At 42.3% G+C, this 20,477-nt stretch carries 17 protein-coding genes; 2 read left to right on the top strand and 15 right to left on the bottom strand.

What is annotated here, in order from left to right:
• Positions 1-60: 60 nt before the first annotated feature.
• The 14 genes from AC1XUE_RS22205 to AC1XUE_RS22140 form a co-directional block, all read right to left on the bottom strand.
• Complete coding sequence (locus tag AC1XUE_RS22205) at positions 61-579, bottom strand: NADH-quinone oxidoreductase subunit J family protein (RefSeq protein WP_483358207.1); 519 nt, start codon at positions 577-579, stop codon at positions 61-63.
• A 36-nt stretch (positions 580-615) separates the two neighbouring features.
• Positions 616-1,209, bottom strand: a complete 594-nt coding sequence (locus tag AC1XUE_RS22200; RefSeq protein ID WP_483358206.1) for a NuoI/complex I 23 kDa subunit family protein — start codon at positions 1,207-1,209, stop codon at positions 616-618.
• 22 nt (positions 1,210-1,231) lie between these two features.
• Entirely contained in the window at positions 1,232-2,311 is a 1,080-nt protein-coding gene (gene nuoH, locus AC1XUE_RS22195; protein WP_483358205.1) for an NADH-quinone oxidoreductase subunit NuoH, read from the bottom strand.
• Between the two features lie 46 nt (positions 2,312-2,357).
• A complete protein-coding gene (locus tag AC1XUE_RS22190) occupies positions 2,358-3,473 on the bottom strand; it encodes an NADH-quinone oxidoreductase subunit G (protein WP_483358204.1) in 1,116 nt (371 codons plus the stop codon).
• Between the two features lie 64 nt (positions 3,474-3,537).
• The gene (nuoF, locus tag AC1XUE_RS22185; protein ID WP_483358203.1) at positions 3,538-4,875 is read right to left on the bottom strand and encodes an NADH-quinone oxidoreductase subunit NuoF; all 1,338 of its coding nucleotides are present in this window, start codon (positions 4,873-4,875) and stop codon (positions 3,538-3,540) included.
• A 27-nt stretch (positions 4,876-4,902) separates the two neighbouring features.
• On the bottom strand, positions 4,903-5,400 hold the full coding sequence (locus AC1XUE_RS22180; protein WP_483358202.1) for an NADH-quinone oxidoreductase subunit NuoE family protein: 498 nt from the start codon (positions 5,398-5,400) through the stop codon (positions 4,903-4,905).
• A 96-nt stretch (positions 5,401-5,496) separates the two neighbouring features.
• Positions 5,497-6,723 (bottom strand): NADH dehydrogenase (quinone) subunit D, encoded by a 1,227-nt coding sequence (nuoD, locus tag AC1XUE_RS22175; protein ID WP_483358201.1) that lies wholly within the window; start codon positions 6,721-6,723, stop codon positions 5,497-5,499.
• 25 nt (positions 6,724-6,748) lie between these two features.
• Positions 6,749-7,249 carry an NADH-quinone oxidoreductase subunit C gene (locus AC1XUE_RS22170; protein WP_483358200.1) on the bottom strand — a complete coding sequence of 167 codons (501 nt, stop codon included), beginning with the start codon at positions 7,247-7,249 and terminating at the stop codon, positions 6,749-6,751.
• A gap of 8 nt (positions 7,250-7,257) precedes the next feature.
• A complete protein-coding gene (locus AC1XUE_RS22165; RefSeq protein WP_131959598.1) occupies positions 7,258-7,800 on the bottom strand; it encodes an NADH-quinone oxidoreductase subunit B in 543 nt (180 codons plus the stop codon).
• Positions 7,801-7,911: 111 nt separating this feature from the next.
• A complete protein-coding gene (locus AC1XUE_RS22160) occupies positions 7,912-8,286 on the bottom strand; it encodes an NADH-quinone oxidoreductase subunit A (protein WP_483358199.1) in 375 nt (124 codons plus the stop codon).
• A 165-nt stretch (positions 8,287-8,451) separates the two neighbouring features.
• The gene (locus tag AC1XUE_RS22155; protein WP_483358198.1) at positions 8,452-10,608 is read right to left on the bottom strand and encodes a T9SS type A sorting domain-containing protein; all 2,157 of its coding nucleotides are present in this window, start codon (positions 10,606-10,608) and stop codon (positions 8,452-8,454) included.
• Positions 10,609-10,776: 168 nt separating this feature from the next.
• Complete coding sequence (locus AC1XUE_RS22150) at positions 10,777-13,986, bottom strand: T9SS type A sorting domain-containing protein (RefSeq protein ID WP_483358197.1); 3,210 nt, start codon at positions 13,984-13,986, stop codon at positions 10,777-10,779.
• A gap of 64 nt (positions 13,987-14,050) precedes the next feature.
• Positions 14,051-15,055, bottom strand: coding sequence for a GTPase ObgE (obgE, locus tag AC1XUE_RS22145; protein WP_483358196.1), 1,005 nt, complete (start codon positions 15,053-15,055; stop codon positions 14,051-14,053).
• A 41-nt stretch (positions 15,056-15,096) separates the two neighbouring features.
• Positions 15,097-15,675 (bottom strand): adenylate kinase, encoded by a 579-nt coding sequence (locus tag AC1XUE_RS22140; RefSeq protein WP_483358195.1) that lies wholly within the window; start codon positions 15,673-15,675, stop codon positions 15,097-15,099.
• A gap of 581 nt (positions 15,676-16,256) precedes the next feature.
• Here AC1XUE_RS22140 and AC1XUE_RS22135 point away from each other — a divergent pair.
• Positions 16,257-17,552 (top strand): glycosyltransferase family 39 protein, encoded by a 1,296-nt coding sequence (locus tag AC1XUE_RS22135; protein WP_483358194.1) that lies wholly within the window; start codon positions 16,257-16,259, stop codon positions 17,550-17,552.
• 58 nt (positions 17,553-17,610) lie between these two features.
• On the opposite strand, the gene AC1XUE_RS22130 is transcribed toward AC1XUE_RS22135, so the two are convergent.
• On the bottom strand, positions 17,611-18,405 hold the full coding sequence (locus tag AC1XUE_RS22130) for a T9SS type A sorting domain-containing protein (protein WP_483358193.1): 795 nt from the start codon (positions 18,403-18,405) through the stop codon (positions 17,611-17,613).
• A gap of 182 nt (positions 18,406-18,587) precedes the next feature.
• On the opposite strand from AC1XUE_RS22130, the gene AC1XUE_RS22125 reads away from it, so the two are divergent.
• Complete coding sequence (locus AC1XUE_RS22125) at positions 18,588-20,408, top strand: sensor histidine kinase (RefSeq protein WP_483358192.1); 1,821 nt, start codon at positions 18,588-18,590, stop codon at positions 20,406-20,408.
• Positions 20,409-20,477: the final 69 nt, after the last annotated feature.

The raw sequence follows: 20,477 nt of genomic DNA, 5'->3' as shown, positions 1-20,477 counted from the left end.
TATACAAAAAGCGGATCACACAGGATCCGCTTTTTGTTTGCACAATGTTTTGATATAAACTTAGAAATGCCTCTCCCCGATCTCTCTTTTCCCGAGCATCACAGATCCCACCATTGCGACCAGCAATAAAATGGAAACCAGTTCAAATGGCAGCAGATATTCGCGGAAGAGCATCTTGCCAAGGTTCTCAATCATACCAATTTGAGAATCAAATGTATTGGGGTCGTAAGATGTAAGTAATGTTTTTTTATAAGCACCAAAAAGGATGACGAATAACGTTCCTCCTACAATAGCTCCTGCGATCTTGGCAATATTAGTTTTAGCTTCTTCATGATCCTGTTTAATATTAAGAAACATAATCACAAAAAGAAATAATACCATGATAGCTCCTGCATAAACAATGATATTAACCGCCGCAAGAAACTGAGCATTTAAAAGGATATAATGACCTGACAGGGTAAAGAATGTCAGGATCAGATATAAAACACTATGGATTGGATTTTTTGAAAGAATCACCATGATGGCACTCAGTACCGTCAAAAATGACAAAAAGTAAAAAAATGACAGCGTCGGATTCATACGTATAATTGTTACTGCTACTTGGTTCTATCTGATTCAGGGAATTGCTCTTGGAACAACATTCGTTACCTCACCATTCGCTTTTTTTGCATCCAGCGCATGGGCTTCTTCTTTCGTCCAGGCTTCACGGGTATAGCGATTGTTCATATCCTCTACAAGAAGATCCTTACCCCAGATCACCTGATCGCGCTCAGAAAACACCGGAATGAACTCGTCATGACGCAGGTACACTGCCTGCTTTGGACAAGCTTCCTCACACAGGCCGCAGAAGATACAACGGAGCATATTTACTTCATAAACCGCTGCATATTTTTCTTCACGATAAAGTGTTTCTTCTCCTTTTTCACGTTCAGCAGCCACCATCGAAATTGCCTCTGCCGGACATGCCACAGCACAAAGTCCGCATGCAGTACATCTTTCACGTCCGTCTTCATCTCTTTTCAGGATGTGACGACCACGAAACACAGGACCCAGATAGCGTTTGACCTCAGGATACTGTATCGTTACTTTTTTAGCAAAAAAGTGTTTGATGGTAATTGCCAGACCGGTCGCAATAGCGGGAAGGTAGGCGCGTTCCATCAGCGTCATTTCTTTGTTGCTTACTTGCTTGGATCTATTGGTTAATTGCATGGCAATACGTATTAATAGTTTCTTAATTCAACCAGGCTGTGATCAACGGCTTTAGGAAAAGCACTGCTGCACCTGTGATAATGATGTTAAAGATAGCCAATGGGATGAGTTTTTTCCAACCCAGGTTCATCAGCTGATCGTAACGGAAACGCGGGATCGTCCAACGTACCCACATGTAGAAGAATACAAAGAATAATGCTTTTCCAAAGAAAACGGCAGTACCTATCAAAGTCGCAATATTATGACCTGTCTCAGGACCAAAAGAACCTGTCAATTGCGTATACACCCAATCCATACCCGGATAATTGTATCCACCAAAATAGAGCACAGAAATAATAGCCGATGAAATAAACATATTGATGTATTCGGCAAACAGGTAGAAACCCAGTTTCATACTTCCGTATTCAGTGTGGTAGCCACCTACAAGCTCCGTTTCACATTCAGGCAAATCGAAGGGTACACGGTTACATTCTGCGAAAGAACAGGTAATGAAAATAATAAAGCCCAATGGCTGATAGAAGACATTCCAGTTGCCTCCATGTTGTTGCGCAACAATTTCACCCAGTGAAAGTGAGCTGCTCAACATCAAAATCGCGATCAGTGAAAGCCCCATCGCTACTTCATAACTGATGTTCTGAGATGCGGCACGGATAGCCCCTAACAAAGAGAATTTGTTATTGGATGCCCATCCGCCCACCATAATTCCATATACGCCTAGTGCCACTACACCAAAAACGTACAGAATACCAATGTTAGATTCAACACCTTGCAATACCACTTCGGCTCCGTCCCATTTAATCGTACTTCCGAATGGAATAACTGCACTGGCCAGAAGTGCAGTGAGCATTGCTAAACTAGGGCCAGCGATAAATAACCATTTGTTAGCCAAAGCAGGAATAAAATCCTCTTTAAAAAACATTTTACCAGCATCAGCTAATGGTTGCAGTAATCCGCCCGGCCCTGCACGGTTGGGTCCCATACGGTCCTGAATAAAACCTGCCACTTTGCGTTCTCCCCATGTAGAGTACATAGCGATAACCAGCGTAAGAGCAAAAACCACTACAATGGTGATGGTCTTAATGACGAACTCCGTTAATTCCATTTGTTTGACTCAATTTTTTATTGACTTAATCAGGCTGCTAAGCAGTTTAGTTGTTATGTGATAGCAACGAACGATGATTTGCTTTGTCATTATTTTCAATACTCTGCTCCCTGATAGTCTCATTATCAGTTATGTAAGGACGACTGTCGTCGATAGGTTTGAATTGAGTAGCGGCAAGTTTCAGAGCAAAATCAGGCTTCTTAACCAAATTTGCACGATACTTGTTGGCAGAAATGACAGAACTACGTTTCACCTTGGTTGGTCCTTCCAACACCCAATCGCTGGTTTTTTTTCTGTCGAAGCGGCATGTATTACAGATAAACTCATTCACCTCACCCCAAACATTTTTTCTGGCTGTGACACGGATCACTTCGTCTCCACGGTACCACACAATTGCTTTGCCGGAGCACTTATCGCATTCGCAATGTGCATCCTCAGGTTTAGAGAACCATACCCTATTTTTGAAACGGAATGTTTTATCTGTCAGTGCACCAACAGGACATACATCAATTACATTGCCCGAAAACTCGTTGTCAATGGCGTTTGAGATATAGGTACTGATTTCAGCCGCATCACCACGTCCCATCACACCATGCTCACGCTTGTTAGTGATTTGGTCAGCAGTATACACGCAGCGGTAGCATAAAATACACCGTGTCATGTGCAGCTGGATATTCGGACCAATATCTATTTTATCAAAGGTTCTTCGTTCTTCCTCATAGCGTGTTTTAGCAGAACCGTGTTCGAAAGCAAAATCCTGCAAATGACATTCTCCTGCCTGATCACAGATAGGGCAATCAAGCGGGTGATTGATCAGAAGGAATTCAACGATGCTCTTACGCGTCTCCAGTACGGATTCGTTAGTTGTATTTTCCACAACCATCCCTTCCTGAACCTGTGTGATACAGGATGGTACCAGTTTAGGCATTGGACGAGGATCTTTTGCAGATCCTTGTGCTACTTTCACAAGACATGCACGACATTTCCCTCCAGAGGAAGGTAGTGGTTTGTAGTAGCACATCGCAGGAGGTACAAGTCCTGCCTGGGATTCATCAGCTTCTGCAATTTTACGTGCAGCTTGCATAATGGTAGTTCCCGGTGCTACCTCGACTTCAATTCCGTCGAAAGTAATTTTTATCAATTGTGGTTTTACCTCTTCCATAAGACCGCTGTAATCGTCTTTTTAAAATTCTTTTATTGCCTCAACATCAAGTATTTACTGCTAATTATACCAAAACGGCATCGCGGTAAACTGCTCCTGGTTGTGAAGCTTCCTGAGGATGAGTGATATGCCATATGAATTCGTCCCGAAAATGGCGTATTGCGCTGGCGACAGGCCATGCTGCTGCATCTCCTAGTGGACAAATCGTATTACCTTCAATTTTTTTGGATATATCTACCAAAAGATCAACATCATGCATATTGCCATGCCCATGTTCTATTCGGTGCAATACTTTTTCCATCCACCCTGTTCCTTCACGGCATGGGCTGCATTGTCCACATGACTCATGATGGTAGAAACGTGAAAAATTCCAGGTATTGCGAACGATACAAGCTGTTTCATCAAATACAATAAAACCCCCTGAACCCAGCATAGTGCCGGTCGCAAAACTTCCGTCCGACAGTGATTCATAGCTCATGAGCCTATCTTCGCCATTGGCCGTTTTTGTAATCAAATGCGCTGGTAAAATGGGCACAGAAGATCCCCCGGCAACAAGTGCTTTCAGATAATGTCCTTCACGAATACCACCACAATATTCATCAGAATTCAGGAATTCGTCTACACTCACTCCCAGTTCGATTTCGTAAACACCAGGTTTTCTGATATGCCCTGAAGCAGAAATCAATTTCGTCCCCGTGCTTCTTCCTATACCAATTGCCGCATAAGCATCACCACCGTTATTGATGATCCATGGCATATTGGAAATCGACTCCACATTGTTCACAACCGTTGGAGACTGGTAAAGTCCTTTTACAGCAGGGAAAGGTGGTTTATTTCTAGGATTTCCACGTTTTCCTTCGAGTGATTCCAGCAGAGCTGTTTCTTCTCCACAGATATAAGCGCCTCCACCTGGCTGTACTACCAACTCAAGATCATAGCCGCTTCCCAGGATATTTTTACCTAGAAAACCTTTTGCCTTTGCCTCTTCAATGGCTTTCTCCAGAATGCGGATCACATACATCAGCTCACCGCGAACATATATAAACGATTTATTTGCTCCCAGTGCAAAACTGGAAACAATCATTCCTTCAATCAATAAGTGAGGAATGGATTTCATCAAATGGTGATCTTTGAAAGTACCCGGTTCAGACTCATCTGCATTGCAAACCAGGTAACGTGGCACTCCTTCAGGTTTGGCTAGAAAACCCCACTTCATTCCCATGGGAAAGCCTGCTCCTCCTCTGCCACGCACGCCAGACTTCTTAGCTTCCTCCACGATCTCATCCGGAGTCATGGTTTTAATTGCCTTCTCAACTGCTTCATAACCTCCATGCTTTCGATATACATCGAAAGTTTCGATACCGGGAACGTTGATATGCTCTGTTAATATTTTTCTAGCCATTACTGATCAGGTTTCAGCCTTAAAAGCCTATTTGCTTAATTCTTCAATGATTTCATCTACCTTTTCACGGGTCAGATTCATATAAAACTTCTCGCGGATCTGAAACACAGGCCCCCATCCGCAAGCTGCCAGACATTCCACTTCTTTGAGTGTGAACAATCCGTCAGGCGTTGTTTCACCGGCATTGATGCCTAGTTTCTCTTTCAGGTATGCATATATATCTTCTCCTCCCATCAGGCAACAAGGGCCTGTACGGCAATATTCAATCACATGTTTACCCACTGCATCCAGATGGTACATGGTATAAAACGTAGCTACTTCGTATACTTCTACGGGAAGGATATCCAGCAACCCGGCCACGTAATCCATCACATCGCTGCTCAACCATCCCCACTGCTCCTGTGCAAGGTGTAAAACAGGTAATAAAGCTGATTTTTGACGTCCTGCCGGATAGCGGTCTATAATCTCCTTTACTTTTTCAAGTCGTTCCGGAGTAAACGCAACGGGATTAGATGTTTCGGTCATTTTGTTATTATAGTATTGTCATGAATCAAACCGGCCATCTCTTAATTGTATAAGAGTAGTTACACCGATAAATCTGTTCATCTAAATCATCAGATATTAGGCATCAAGCTCTCCTGCGATCACATTGAGGCTACTCATTGTTAAAATCGCATCCGATAGCGTACTTCCTTTACACATTTCAGGGAAAGCCTGGTAGTAAATAAAGCTAGGGCGACGGAAATGCAGACGGTAAGGAGCACGTCCTCCGTCACTGATCAGATAGAAACCTAATTCACCGTTTCCACCTTCCACAGCATGATATACCTCACCAACCGGAGCATCAATCTCACCCATTACAATTTTGAAATGGTAGATCAACGCTTCCATATTGTTATAAACCTCTTTCTTGGGTGGCAAATAGTATTCAGGAGCATCCGCATAATACGGTCCTTCCGGAAGATTATTAAGCGCTTGCTCAACAATCTTAAGACTTTGCCACATTTCTTCTATTCTTACATTGTATCTGTCGAATGTATCACCGCTTTGGCCAATAGGGATACTGAAATCAAAATCTTCATAAGAAGAATATGGATTCATTACCCTTACGTCATAGTCAAGTCCGGCAGCTCTCAGGTTAGGTCCTGTGAATCCGTAAGAAAGTGCACGTTCCAGTGATATGCCACCTACGTTGATAGTACGATCCATGAAAATCCTGTTACGACTCATTAACTTCTCAAACTCCTGCAATACCGGAGGGAAAGTTTTAATGAAGTCCCGGATTTTGCGGATCGCGGTTGAAGAAAGGTCCCGCTCCATACCACCGATACGTCCCATGTTCGTGGTGAGCCTGGCACCGCAAACCTCTTCATATATTTCATAGATATCTTCACGTTTCTGCATTACGTAAAGGAATCCGGAAAACGCACCTGTATCCACTCCAAGGATACTGTTACAAATCAAATGATCAGAAATACGAGCCAGCTCCATCATGATCACGCGGATGTATTGAGCGCGTTTAGGCACTTCAATCTGAAGCAATTTCTCTACCGTCATATGCCAACCAAAATTATTGATCGGAGATGAACAATAGTTCATACGGTCAGTCAGCGTCGTGATCTGATAGAATGGACGTCTTTCCGCAATTTTTTCAAAAGCTCTGTGTATATACCCTATTGTCTGCTCACCGGATACGATTTTTTCGCCATCCATTTTAAGGATATTCTGAAAAATCCCATGTGTTGCCGGGTGAGTAGGCCCAAGGTTGAGGGTCGTTAAATCCTCAACCAGCTCAGGGAGTTCCGACTGAGCCGGTACGTTATGTGGTAATAATTCAATTTCTGCCATAGCTTACTAAAAGTCAGTAAAGGGTTTATCGGCCAAACAGGGCATCGATCTTGTCCTCCCGCGTAGCATCCTCTAACGGATACTCCTTGCGCATCGGGAAATAATCCATTTCCTCAATGTTCAATATCCTGATCAGATTAGGATGTCCGTCGAACAGAATACCATAAAAATCGAACGTTTCGCGTTCCATCCAGTTGGCACTGGCAAACAATCCGGTTGCGGTAGGAATATGTATATCAGCCTCTGGAATATAAACCTTAATACGAACGCGGAAGTTATGTATAAAGCTGTGCATGTGATACACAACCATAAATTCCTTTCCTTTATTTTCAGGGTATTGAACACCTGTCAAATCCGTAAGAAAATTAATCTGGTATGACTTATGGTCTTTCAAAAACTCCAGAACGGGAATAATATTTTCTCTTGTTGTAGAAAGCGTGAGCAACCCGTATGGCTCTTCAAAGTCAAACACCTGATCGCCGTATTTTCCCAAAAGCTCTTCTGCTACCTCCTGGTTACTTAGCATAAGGGTAATTATTGAATATTGTAAGAAGCTAACAAGTGTTGGTATTCGTCTGTATTTCTTCTCCGAAGCTTTTCGTTCTGCGCCAGATATTGGATATGCATCAATCCGTCAATAATCTGTTCCGGACGAGGTGGGCAGCCGGGTACATAGCAGTCAACAGGAATAATTCTGTCAATCCCCTGAAGTACACTATATGTATCAAAGATACCTCCACTTGATGCACAAGCACCAACAGCAAGAACCCAGCGGGGCTCAGCCATCTGAAGATATACCTGTTTTACGACAGGTGCCATTTTCTTAGCGATTGTTCCCATTACCATCAGCAAATCTGCCTGGCGCGGGGAGAAACTTGGCCGCTCTGAACCAAAACGTGAGATATCGTAATGCGCCCCCATAGTGGCCATAAACTCGATACCGCAGCATGAAGTGGCAAATGGCAATGGCCACAACGAATAACTCCTGGCAAGACCTATAGCCTCATCAAATGAGGTTGCAAAAAATCCTGATCCACTATGTCCTTGCGGTGCTTCCGCGATGGTTACTTCTTTCATGATTTATTAGCTTTTGGCTATTAGCATGTAGCTGCTAGCTCACAGTTTCAGTTTATCTTTTCTATGGCAACGGATTGATCCAATTAACCATACACTATTGAAAACAAGGTTTTATTCTTCCCAGTTCAATACACCCTTACGGATCACGTAGTAGAAACCTGATAGTAATAAGGCCATAAACACTAACATTTCTACAAATCCGAACATACCGAATTCTTTAAAATTTACTGCCCATGGATACATGAATATTACTTCCACGTCAAAAAGAACAAACAGAATCGCAACGAGAAAGTATTTTACAGAAATTGGCGTACGTGCATCTCCCACAGATTCAATTCCACACTCAAATGGATCATCTTTCAGCTTGCTCTTGCGACTTGGGCCAATAAGGTGGGTAACGATCATGGTACCGCCGATAAATCCTACTGCAAGCAAAAACTGTACAATAATGGGTAAATAGTCTGACGGTAAATACGAATCTTTCATGGAAATTTGTCTGTCTTTATAAAGCAATTCTTCCGGTAACAGTCAAAATTAGCCTATGCAAATTTATCAATCAACTTCTTGACTTTATCTTTTATCTAATTAGTATCATACTAAATAAGCCCCGATATCCCGGGGCTTATTTAGTACTATTAAAATAAAAAATATTTATCTTACAATAATCTGCTTGGTTAACGAGGTATTCTCACCTGTCACTCTTAGTATGTATTTTCCTGATGCCAGATTAGATACATCCAGCTCTAAACGGCTATTCAGTATGATAGGCGGAGTAATTCGGATCACCCTTCCAAAAATATCGTAAAGTGTCACAGATGCATTTCTGATATCATCTCGTGATTCGACATAAACATATGCTCCCTGACTCGGATTCGGGTAAACAACAATCTCATTCGAATCATTGGCTTTGAACTCACGGGCCGATGTATCCGATACGCACGTTAATGCATTACTACCGATTCTGTACACGACCTGAGTTCTTGCAGAATAAATACCCGATTTAAGGATCTTGATCACCGGTGCAAGTGTATCTTTCTCACTACCCGGTATACGCCACAGATATTGCTCATTCAAACCAACCTCCGGGATACTGGCCGTAACACTAAACGGACCGCCTGACTCGATGATCGGCTTGCTTACTTCCGGACGGATGATAAGTGCGGCAGCATCAGAATTATCCGAAACACATCCGAAGATATTCTGCGCTCTCACCTGATAACTACCTGTTTCTCCCAGTGCTATACTATTTCCGGTACCTAAAACTGTGGAGTTGCCTGCTTGAAACCATGAGTACACCACGTTTCCGGCCGGGACTGAAAAATTAAATGTCGAATCGGCACATGCCTGCTGCTGCCCCTGCTCCGTGATAATTGGCTTCGCTGGTTTAGCATCCTTTTCAAGTACTACAGCAGATACAATGATCGTATTACCGACACTATTTTTCACCACCGCACTGTACGTACCAGCTTGTGTAACGGTAATAGAACTGGTGGTAGCACCTGTACTCCACTTATAGGAGCTGTATGTAGTTGGTAAAGATATAGTAACTCCGTTATTACCTGAAGTACAAATCGCCGACAACGCAGGAACGTCTTCGGATACCACCGGTGGGACCTGAGAAAAGAAACTGGCATTTAATCTTTGAAACCATGCATTAGCCAACAGTGTCAAAGCTTTAGTGCCAACAAAATGCGTTCTGTCGCCCTTAATGGTCTCATCACCATTTCTCTCAGGATCCAGCCCGTCAGTCTCAGGACCAGGCCATGTTGGATTGAAACTCTGATCAATCACAGCATTTTGAGCAGCAATAATACTAGGATATGTCTTCGGTGGATTCACTTCATCTCCGGATATTCTGCTTGTTCTTGCGATCACCCATGTAATTCTTTTCTCAGTATCAGCCCCAAGTCTGTTCATGAGTATCTGAAGATTATCTCTGTATTGTGCAGACGGAGTAGCATAAATACCATCGGTTTCTCCCTGCATCCACAATACAGCTCTTACTCCATACTGGCTCGCATAATTCTGAGCAGAAATACGCAAATTAGCATATGGCATTTGAGGAGGCATCTTGTAACCATATTTGGTCGTAGTAGGAAAACCTTGAGCGCTCAGAGACCAGTCCATAACAGATGTTCCTTCCCAGGCATTATTGATAAACACCACTGGCATGTTAAGCTGAGAAACGAGCAAATCGCCCAGTATCCCCCAACACCAGGCGGTTTGTCCACGTGGAGAGATAAATGTTGTTTCTCTTGTAATTTTGGAAAAAACCGGAGCCGGAGGATCATTAAGTTCATCAATTTCATCATTGATATGGTTGGAGATGTATTGCACACGGTCATCTACTGCCGAAGGCCCGGGAAACTTTTTCAAACCCTGTGCATTTGATTGACCTGCAATCAGGAATACTTCTCCTACTCCCATTCGCTGCAATATAGCTCTGCCGACGATCTGGCCACCAACTGTGCCGCGGACCTCGAGTGTATACCAACCAGCATATATCTTTAGCTTCCCTTGATACACGCCTCCCTTCGGAGCAGATTGAATTTCTGTCCAGGCTGTTTCGATACCCTGTCCAACAATGACAGGTACCGCTCTGGCTTCAATCTTATCCACCGGAACGGAGAAAGTCCCGGAAATGGTAACGTCGCGCTGCCCGGTTACATCTCTCTGATAAACTGAATTTGTAATCGGGGAAGTGATCGTAATCGGCTGCGGAACAACTTGTGAAAATACTGTTGCCGGTAAAATACAAAGCAATAGTAATGTTTTGAGTAAAACGCGGGTAGTAAATTTGCTATGCATTTTGTTTAGTGGTACTGGTATAGTCTCTCATATTCAGAAAGAAAAATGTGATCGGATTTACATCTGCCAATCGATATATGCTTAGCAAATCAACGACAAAAATAAGACAAATATTTCGCCAATAATATAACTATTCCGTTTTTTTGACTAACCGGCAAATCCAGGCTGTTATCTGACGACAACAATCTTCTGGGAACCTGCAAAAGAACCGGCGATAACTCTGATCACATATATTCCCGACGTCAGATCTGATATATCAAAAAACTGTCTGGAATCAAACCTTGCAACACGGTAGGTTTTATGAATAATACCTCGGCTGTCAATTACCTGCACCTCAGCATTTAATAGGTTTTCTACTGTTTCTATTGATATTTTACCGTCCGTTAGCGGATTAGGGTATACGATCAATCCGTTACCTGGTTGTTCAGGAACGAAAACAAACGGTTGTGAAAATTCGGAATAGCAGGTGAGCGTAGGACTATACACGATTGTATTGTTCACAGAATAGGTTCCTTCAACCGTTGCTTTCAGAGTGGCACTGTTTTCGGCCAATACAGTCTGATTTAATCTCCAGACATGATCTCCATCATTCAGGTTATTTTCCGCAAACAAGGTGAATACACCCACTTTCCTGATTACAGGGGCTGTTGGAGTCGGCTTCACATCTACAGCAACTTCCCTGGAAAATGGAGAAAAACAACCCTGATCATCTTTCACTCTGGCCGAATATGCACCGGAAGCAGTAACATGGATTGAATCTTTTTCCTGCCCGCTATTCCAGATAAAATTACTGCCAAGCGATGCCTGCAACGCAACAAAATCACCATCACAGATCATTGTAGGTCCCAAAGCAACAACTGAAGGAGCTGGCGGAAGGGCAAGGGTACGAGTGGCAATCTCATTACTACGATCCGAATAACATTGGAATTGGTTGATCGTTTGAACACTATATGTTCCTGCTCTGGTTACACGGATATTTTGCCCTGTTGAACCATCACTCCACAAGAAACCATTTGCAATTGTAGACTGAAGCGTTACACTCAAATCTGCACAGAATGTAGTAGGTCCATTGGCAGTGATAACCGGAGTTGCAGGCAGAGGGTTAACTGTAACACGCACCGCTGCAGAAGCTGGCGAAACACACCCATTCTGATCTCGTGCAGCAATGGTGTAATTGCCTGATTCACGAACATCAATTTCCTGAGAGCCGCTTCCGTTACTCCATACATACTGATAAGCTGCACTACTTCTGAGCGTGGTATAATCCCGTTCACAGAATGTTGCCGGTCTGAGTGTTGTAATTTCAGGTGTTGCAGGCAATGGGTGAACTGTAATTGTAACAGGGTCAGAGGAGGATTCACAACCATTGGAATCCCTTTGTAACAGACTAAATGTACCTGACTGACCGGAAGTAACTGTTTTACTGGTAGAAGAATTACTCCAGATATTTCCACTGTCATAATTCGAGGTGAGCACTATATTTCCTCCCTCACAGAAGTTAGAAGGGCCATTCAGTGAAATAAACGGTTTAGCAGGCAAAGGATTTACACGCACATTGACCGGATCCGAAACCGGGGAATAACATCCAAAATTATCAACAGCCTGTACTCTGAACTCACCGGAACTCCGAACCTCAATAGATCCCGCAGTTTCACCATTGGACCAACGGTTATTTACACTGGAATTAGATCTTAAGCTAACTACACCACCATCACAAAAAGTAGTCGTACTTGCTGCAGTAATGGTTGGTTTCTCCGGTAAAGGAGATGTAAGAATGGTAATATTAACTCTGGATGAAGATGACTCACAACCATATACATTTTTGGTAGTCACAAAGTAATCTCCTCCCTGTGTTACAGCCAGCTGGCTACTGGTTGAACCATTATTCCAGCGGATATTCTCAGATGTATTGGATATTAATGTAGCGGTATTCCCCAAACAAACAGGATTACTTCCTTGTAATGAAACCTGAGGCTGTGCTGGAATAATTGATTCGTGGATTCTGATTTCGGGAGAAAATCTTAGATTTCCGTTTCCATCTCTGGCTGTAACCCGGTAAGTCCCATTTCCTACCTGAATGTTCGCTGAATTACCTCCATTGCTCCAACTTACCGATGACAAACCATCCGTATTAACCGCCAAATTCACATTTCCGCCGGCACAACTGGCAGTGACCTGCAAAGGTTGCACGCCCTTATACGGTTCTGATCTGGCAAAAAAATCATCATTTAATTGGTTATTCCATGCCTCTGCCAATGAAGTAAGCCCTTCATGATGAAAATGAAGTTTCAGCGAACCATCAGTTCTTGGAACCTGAATAACGTCAGTATTGGGCCCGGTAAACATATTGGGTAAACTGCTGATCACTTTTAATTGCCCATCCGTAATTCTTGAAGCTGTTTTCCCGTTCCAATAAGAAGTAAGCGATACCATCCAGGAGACATTTTTTCCGGATTCATTCCTGTTCGCATTAATGACCGCCTGCAAGTCGCTGGCATACGAATCCATCGAAGTTTCAAATTGATGATCACCTTCCCCCTGAAGCCAAAGTACTCCTCTTATACCTGTAATAGGTACGTAATGTCGCATGACGGATCTCATATTACCATAAGGAGCTCCTGAAGGTGCATAAAAGTCAGTCGGAACGTATGGAGAATAAGCTGTTCCGGTAATACTTGCTTTCCAACTTTGCACTAATGTTCCCGACCATGCTGCGTTGTAAAATAAAATAGGCACCTGTAAGCGGCTGGCCAACAGGTCACCAAGTTTCCCCCAACTCCAGGCTCCCTGCCCTCTTGGGGAAATTTGGGTATCAGATTCGAGATGTGTGAATGAAGGATAAGGTAAATCAAATGACCCTCCTCCTGATGTACTAAAGTCAATACAGTTTACACGGTCATCGTTTGCTCTCTGGACACCGTAATCAAAGTTATTATTCCCATTTCTGTTGTTAATAAATCCTTCTGCGTTGGATTGGCCGGCAATGAGAAATACCTCGCCTATACCGATTGGTGTGACTGTATGAGAACCGATCTCCTGATCTCCCAGCATACCTCTAACACGAAGTTCGTACCAGCCGCCGGAGGAGTTAATGCTACCTGAATAAAAACCTCCCTGAGGATTAGATTGAATAGGGGTCCAATCTACATTCTGGCCACCGTTGATAGCCGTAAGCTGGGCTTCTATCCTGTCTACATTCCTCGTATAACTACCAGAAATGTAGATAATTGCAGAATTATTTTTATCTCGCTGAAAAATTGCTCTGGACGACGGATAGTCGATATTGACCTGAGCCGCAGCATCAATAATTGTAAAAAAAAATGATAAAAAGACAAAAGTTGTAATAAAATACCTCATCGAAACCGTATAGTTTTTCATTTCAAAGTAACTATATCGACACATTATACGCATCAAAAGGTTGCCTCGATCGTCAAAAAAATTATTAAGCGGAAAGCGGATTATTGATCGCGTTCCAGATTCTATCTTTCAATTGCTCTATACCTTCCTGAGTTACAGAGGAGAAAAACAAATGGGGAATTTCAGCGGGGATTGTTTTTGCCAAATTAATTCTTTCTTCGTCTGAAAGGATATCCGACTTAGAAATAGCAAGTATTCGACTTTTGTCTAACAGGGAGGGATTGTAAATAGTAAGTTCATTAAGGAGCGTTGCATACTCCGCACTGATATCTTCACTGGTAGCCGGTACCAGGAATAATAAGATAGAATTTCTTTCAATATGTCTCAGGAAACGAAGGCCCAGGCCTTTCCCCTGACTGGCCCCTTCGATAATACCCGGAATATCGGCCATCACAAACGACTTATAGTCACGGTATGCTACCACACCCAGATTAGGCACCAGCGTTGTAAACGGATAATCGGCTATTTCCGGCTTTGCCGCAGACACTGCAGCGAGCAAGGTAGATTTCCCCGCGTTAGGGAAACCTACCAAACCTACATCTGCCAATACTTTAAGCTCGAGTATAACCCAGGATTCCAAACCATCCTCACCACGTTGCGCGTGTTGGGGAGTCTGGTTGGTTGCGGATTTGAAATGATCATTTCCAAGACCTCCACGTCCACCTTTCAACAATATAATTTCCTGGCCATCTTCTGTAATTTCAAAAAGCTGCTCTCCTGTTTCAGCATCCCGTGCTATGGTACCTAAAGGAACTTCCAAAGTAATGTCTTTTCCTATTGATCCGGTTCTTCTGCCACCTTCTCCGCCTTTGCCATCAAATGCCTTGATATGCTTGGTATATTTCAGATGTAACAGCGTCCAGAGCTGCGAGCTGCCTTTCAGAATTACGTGGCCTCCTCTTCCTCCGTCGCCACCATCAGGACCTCCTTTTTCAACGTGTTTTTCTCGGCGAAAATGAAGCGCTCCCGCTCCTCCCGACCCGGATTTCACATTGATTTTTACGTAATCGATAAAATTGGAAGATGCCATGACTTAGTTATGTTGATGAATTCGGATTCGCAAAACAATTGTTACAGTTTAACTGCCGCAATTGCTTTATTTATTTCCTCAAATATGGTTTCAATTTCTCCTATACCGTTGATAGGTACAAACTTCTCCTGTTGCTGATAGTAGTTTGCTACAGGTTTTGTTTTGCTGTTGTATTCCTGTATACGCTTGCTGATAAGCTCTTCATTCTGATCATCAGGGCGGCCGGAAGTCTTGCCGCGGTTTAGCAACCTTGCAAGTAATTCATCGTCCTCTACAACCAATGCTACCATGACCGATATATTCTCATGATGGCTGGCCAAAAGCGTGTCCAACGCCTCTGCTTGTTTCACAGTACGTGGAAAGCCGTCGAAAATAAAACCGGCAGCGTCTCTGTGTGCGCTAAGTTTATGATCAATCATACCAATCACCACTTCATCAGGTACCAGTAATCCCTGATCCATCAAAGTTTTTGCTTTCAGTCCTAACTCAGAGCCTGCCTGAATCTCAGAACGTAAAAGATCTCCAGTCGAGAGGTGAATCAAATTGTACTTTGCAATGATTTTTTCACTTTGAGTGCCCTTTCCAGCACCAGGAGGGCCAAACAGTATAAGATTCAGCATAGTCGCTTATTTAATTGGGTGTCGCAGACGATTGGTGTTTTTCCGCAAATTTACAATTCTTAACAGATGTCTGTCTAATTAATTGTATTATTTTCAATAAAATATGATAAACGTTGTAGCAACCAGTATAAAATCCGCTTCACATTCGTCATTATTAATCAAAAGCAGTATGGCTTGTTTTAGATTAGAAACAGATAAAGAATTGGATCAATAAAATTGATAAAATTGAGGTTATAATTCATATCACAGTGTTAACTTGCACTAATACCCTCTACCAGCATAGAAACAGATGTATGATCTCAGCAATCTTGTTCGTTACCAACAGTAAGCGAACATGAATGAAATCAATTGTTTCGGGCTGCACACTTAAATGATTAATAGTGATTACTACCAAAAGATTAACAGTATTTGCTGCTTGTATCAGCGGAGTTATTTGCTTCAGTTTACTATTGATAAAAATATACATATCAATAAGTTACCTTCCCGATGTTTCTGGCAGTGAGACCAGCGCCATCTTCCCCATTCAACGCCTATCCGCCGGTTTACCGATCTATACAGATCCGGAAATACCCACCTTTCTGATGACACAGTATACCCCTGTCTATTTTGTTATAGGGTCATTCTTTGTCAATCTGATGGGTCTAGAAGATCAGGATGTGCACAAGATTTTTGTTGTAAGCAGATTCCTCTCCATTTTTTTTACATTACTGGCCTGCGTCATTATATGGTTTATAATTTATTACAGAACAGAGAAAAATAAGATACTGGCTACATTGTCCACCTGTTTTGTATATCAGATTCTTGCATTCTGGTTTCTGACAAGTTCCCGTCCCGACAGTCTTCTGGTTCTATGCTTTTCGATTTTTGTCTACTGCGTTTTTAAAGCTCTGGATGGGAAAAATAACAATAGCGTCTGGTGGATCATTGCCATTTTCTTCGCCGTAACGTCATTCTTTATCAAACAAAGCGGAGCTATTCACGCTATGAGTCTGGGTGTTTTCCTGATTTACACAAAGCAATGGAAGCTTTTTTCGAAGGTTTTGGGCTTCGGGATATTATTTTTTGCAATTTATCTGCTTGTGCTACCTACGTCATCCATGGACATATTCTTCACCAACATCGTTGGTGGAGTTGCCAATTCGGTGAGCTGGGGCTGGTTCTACGACTGGACACTGGAAAAGCTCCTTCTCCAGTTTGCGCCATTACTGGCTATTAACTTTGCAATAGCAGGTATTTCACTAACTCGCAGGGACAATCTCTATTATCAATTTCTGTCTGTTTGTAGTATTCTTCTTTTCGTGCTTTCATGTTCAGCCGCGTTTAAAGTTGGTGCAGGTGTAGGTTATTTTCAGACTTATCTGATCGCCTCCGTAATCCTCACCACAATGTTTATTTATGATAAGAAAGAGGAGTTTCAGCTTAAAAATATTCTGAATATATCTGTTGCCAGCATATATGTGATGCTTGTAGCCGTACATTGTATATTGTTTGTTTATGACCGATATACAAAATCAAACCTCGATTTCTTTACAGCTCAATACATTGAACAGCGCGACATTGCCCGTTTTCTGAGTGACGAGAAAAATTTGACGGATAAGGAATATGTGTACATATGTCAGCCGGATCAGTTCAATGGCTACTACCTCAATCACTTTCTTTATAAGAATACACTCGTTCCATTCCCGGATATTGTTTATCTCGCAGATCAGAATAAAACATTTGATTTTAAAGAATTGAACAAGTTGGTAGCCACCAATCAAATTAAGTACGTTGTGTCTGAAAAAGAAAAAGAACCTGTCACTATTCTGGGTCAGCCATTTAAAAATCTGAATAAAATTTATTCTACTGAACGTCTCAACGTTTATCAGGGATATTGAAATAAATGACCTTTGCCGTGAAATGCATGGCAAAGGTCATTTTACTTAAACATCGCAATTAAGGAATTACAACTCTTTTTACAGCTCCGTCTTCGTTTTGCACAACAGTTACGAATACAGTTCCTTTTGTATTTTTCTTCAAATCGATTTGTCCGACAAAATTACCGCTAAAATCTTTAACCTCTTTTTTCCCTACTTCTTTTCCCTTTATATCGGTAACCACGATGTTTAAATCACCCTTTTGCGGAACCTGAAAGCGTAAATTCAAGACACCGTTATCAGGATTATTAGCATACACATTCAGATCACGAACTGTGGCTGCTTTCACAGATTCCCGGCTCCACATCTCCCCCATTTTATCTCCAAAATTTTCCATATCACGGATAATCACCCTCGCCTTCGGCTTGATGTCTCTTTCAAGATTGCGCATGTGATCGCGGAATTTCTCCGTCTCAAAATTAAAATCTTTAGAAAAATCATCTTTCCAATTAAAAACCAATGGTTCGCGGTCATCCGGATGGTCGATAACGGTACTGCGTCGTTTTCTGGTCATGGTTTGTTTATCACCTTCACCATCATCGATCGTGACCGAAACAACCTTAGAGCCTTTACCTGTTTTGGTATCCAGAGAATCCAGCACTTTGTCAACGAACTCCTTTTGCTGCTTTTCACTCATAGGATCCAGATGGTACTCCCTTTCCACATCTTTACCCTCATCCTGATCAGACACTCTAACTTTCACCGTAACTTTTTTATCCTTTTCCTTATTCTGGGCCAATCCCCGGTCCGTAATCAGGCATCCTAAGGCGATGATCCAAGGTACTAATACCTTCTTCGAAAAAATGTTCTTCATGGCATTTATATTATGTGAATGAATTAGTTACAAAATTATCAACTGCATCAAAAGACCCCTGTTAAATTTTGTTAAAAACGGGTTCAGGCAATTGAGAAAGGTTAAATTTGTTCTCTCCGAACATCAATACTATTAATGTCGGAACTGGGAAGCGAAACGTTGCATGAGGTGAAACGAGAAAAATGACGAAAAGAAAAATTCAGATTATTGTCGGGTTAATGTGTTTTGCACTTATCGGTTTGATAGGATTGCAATGGTACTGGATACGTGAGGCTATAGCGATCAGAAATGAGCAGTTCAATCATAAGGTGTCAGAATCCGTACAGGAAGTTGTACATCGACTTGAAAAGCAGGAAATGATGTATCTGCTACAGCAAAGAATAGATCGTGAACAGCAAAAAAGCAAACTTGATCGCATCACCCAACTTAGAAATACTCCTCTTAGGAAGATTAAACCAGCTGTTCAGGAAGCGAGCCGCGAAGTGGCAGCCGTACGTACGCCTCATAACATAGAGGTTTTTATAGGGCCCAACGGAGAAGAAATTCATTACCGCATCGCTACAGAAGGTGTACCGACTGATGTATTGAGCCCTAACTTCCGGGTCATGGTTGATCATCAGCAAAAAATTATGGAAGAATTCTTTCAGGCGCAACAGTTTGGTCTGGCAGGCATGGACGAATTCATGCGCAGAAGGATGGAGGAAGAAAAAGGTTTACGACGTGCTTTCAGTCAAATGAAGGAAGAGAAGAGCAAATCAAAAAAACAATCCACAGTTTCCGAAAGTACAGAAACACCTGCTTATCTGAAAGTCAAAAAGCCGGATCAGAATAAGAAGGCACTTGCTAATGCTAAAAATTTACCATTGACTACCAGAAGCGGAGCAGATAAAGCGGAAATCCTACGCGAAGTAATGCAGGATCTTTTGTATACAAAAAGACCTATTCAGGAAAGAGTCAACCGGTTTCTGCTTGATACCTTGTTGAAAAAAGAATTTGAAGAAAATGGAATCACACTTCCTTATGAATTTGCGGTTCAGGGAAATCATGCTGGCAATCTTTTATTTTCAACAGTAAATCCGGGTGCCGGCGACTGGCAGAAAAGGTCATACAAAGCATCTTTGTTTCCCAATGAGACCACGCAAGGGCAAAACTCATTGTTTGTTTATTTTCCTGATCAGCAGAGGCACATCATGAGCGGAATGGGTGTGATGTTCGGAGGATCCGGGATACTGATTCTTGTCGTAATGATTTGCTTTTACCTGGCGGTAACAACCATTCTACGGCAGAAAAAACTGTCGGATATCAAGAATGATTTCATCAACAACATGACGCACGAATTTAAAACACCTATTTCCACCATAGCACTTGCCGCGGAAATGGCTCAGGAAAATTCGGCAGGCGGGACAACATCATTGAACCTACCTCGTCTTTCGAGATACCTCGGAATTATTCGCGAAGAAAACCGAAGGTTGGGCACTCATGTTGAAAAAGTGTTACAAATGGCATTACTGGACAAAGGTGAAGTAAAACTTAAGAAAACCCTCGTCAATATCACTGATCTGATTACCAATGCACTGAATAGCTTAAGTGTTCAGATTGAAAATCAAAACGGCACCGTTGATCTTGAATTCGAAGCAGAAAGCGAGCAGGTGCTTGGTGACGAAGTACACTTAGCGAATGTACTCAATAATCTGATTGACAATAGCATTAAATATTCGCCGGAGCAGCTTCATCTCACAATCAGAACAAGCAATGTAAACGAAGGCTTGGAATTGTCTATCAGCGACAAGGGTATTGGTATGAAGAAAGAGCAATTACCACGGATTTTTGATACGTTTTACAGAGTGCCAACTGGCAATGTGCATGATGTAAAAGGTTTCGGACTTGGATTAAGCTATGTGAAAACGATGGTAGAAGCACATGGTGGTACTGTTCGTGCAGATAGTAAATCCGGAGAGGGGAGCACTTTCACTATATGGCTTCCTATTGCTGCTGAGGCATAAATCATTAGAAAATTTCGTCTGCAAATCCTAACTTGCCGTCTTTTTAGGACAGCAAACCGCGCTTCGTCG

Source organism: Dyadobacter sp. HNCC25DJ187, from assembly GCF_056895255.1.
The sequence above is the reverse complement of the archived record's forward strand: the minus strand, read 5'-3'. Positions and strand labels throughout refer to the sequence as shown.

Bases quoted from the DNA above. Each gene is read 5' to 3' on its own strand.
- AC1XUE_RS22130 (WP_483358193.1), bottom strand. From the start codon at position 18,405: ATGAAGAACATTTTTTCGAAGAAGGTATTAGTACCTTGGATCATCGCC.
- nuoD (WP_483358201.1), bottom strand. From the start codon at position 6,723: ATGGCAGAAATTGAATTATTACCACATAACGTACCGGCTCAGTCGGAA.
- AC1XUE_RS22190 (WP_483358204.1), bottom strand. From the start codon at position 3,473: ATGGAAGAGGTAAAACCACAATTGATAAAAATTACTTTCGACGGAATT.
- AC1XUE_RS22150 (WP_483358197.1), bottom strand. From the start codon at position 13,986: ATGAAAAACTATACGGTTTCGATGAGGTATTTTATTACAACTTTTGTC.
- AC1XUE_RS22170 (WP_483358200.1), bottom strand. From the start codon at position 7,249: ATGCTAAGTAACCAGGAGGTAGCAGAAGAGCTTTTGGGAAAATACGGC.
- AC1XUE_RS22200 (WP_483358206.1), bottom strand. From the start codon at position 1,209: ATGCAATTAACCAATAGATCCAAGCAAGTAAGCAACAAAGAAATGACG.
- AC1XUE_RS22155 (WP_483358198.1), bottom strand. From the start codon at position 10,608: ATGCATAGCAAATTTACTACCCGCGTTTTACTCAAAACATTACTATTG.
- AC1XUE_RS22160 (WP_483358199.1), bottom strand. From the start codon at position 8,286: ATGAAAGATTCGTATTTACCGTCAGACTATTTACCCATTATTGTACAG.
- AC1XUE_RS22205 (WP_483358207.1), bottom strand. From the start codon at position 579: ATGAATCCGACGCTGTCATTTTTTTACTTTTTGTCATTTTTGACGGTA.
- nuoH (WP_483358205.1), bottom strand. From the start codon at position 2,311: ATGGAATTAACGGAGTTCGTCATTAAGACCATCACCATTGTAGTGGTT.
- AC1XUE_RS22135 (WP_483358194.1), top strand. From the start codon at position 16,257: ATGACACAGTATACCCCTGTCTATTTTGTTATAGGGTCATTCTTTGTC.
- AC1XUE_RS22180 (WP_483358202.1), bottom strand. From the start codon at position 5,400: ATGACCGAAACATCTAATCCCGTTGCGTTTACTCCGGAACGACTTGAA.
- AC1XUE_RS22165 (WP_131959598.1), bottom strand. From the start codon at position 7,800: ATGAAAGAAGTAACCATCGCGGAAGCACCGCAAGGACATAGTGGATCA.
- obgE (WP_483358196.1), bottom strand. From the start codon at position 15,055: ATGGCATCTTCCAATTTTATCGATTACGTAAAAATCAATGTGAAATCC.
- AC1XUE_RS22125 (WP_483358192.1), top strand. From the start codon at position 18,588: ATGACGAAAAGAAAAATTCAGATTATTGTCGGGTTAATGTGTTTTGCA.
- nuoF (WP_483358203.1), bottom strand. From the start codon at position 4,875: ATGGCTAGAAAAATATTAACAGAGCATATCAACGTTCCCGGTATCGAA.
- AC1XUE_RS22140 (WP_483358195.1), bottom strand. From the start codon at position 15,675: ATGCTGAATCTTATACTGTTTGGCCCTCCTGGTGCTGGAAAGGGCACT.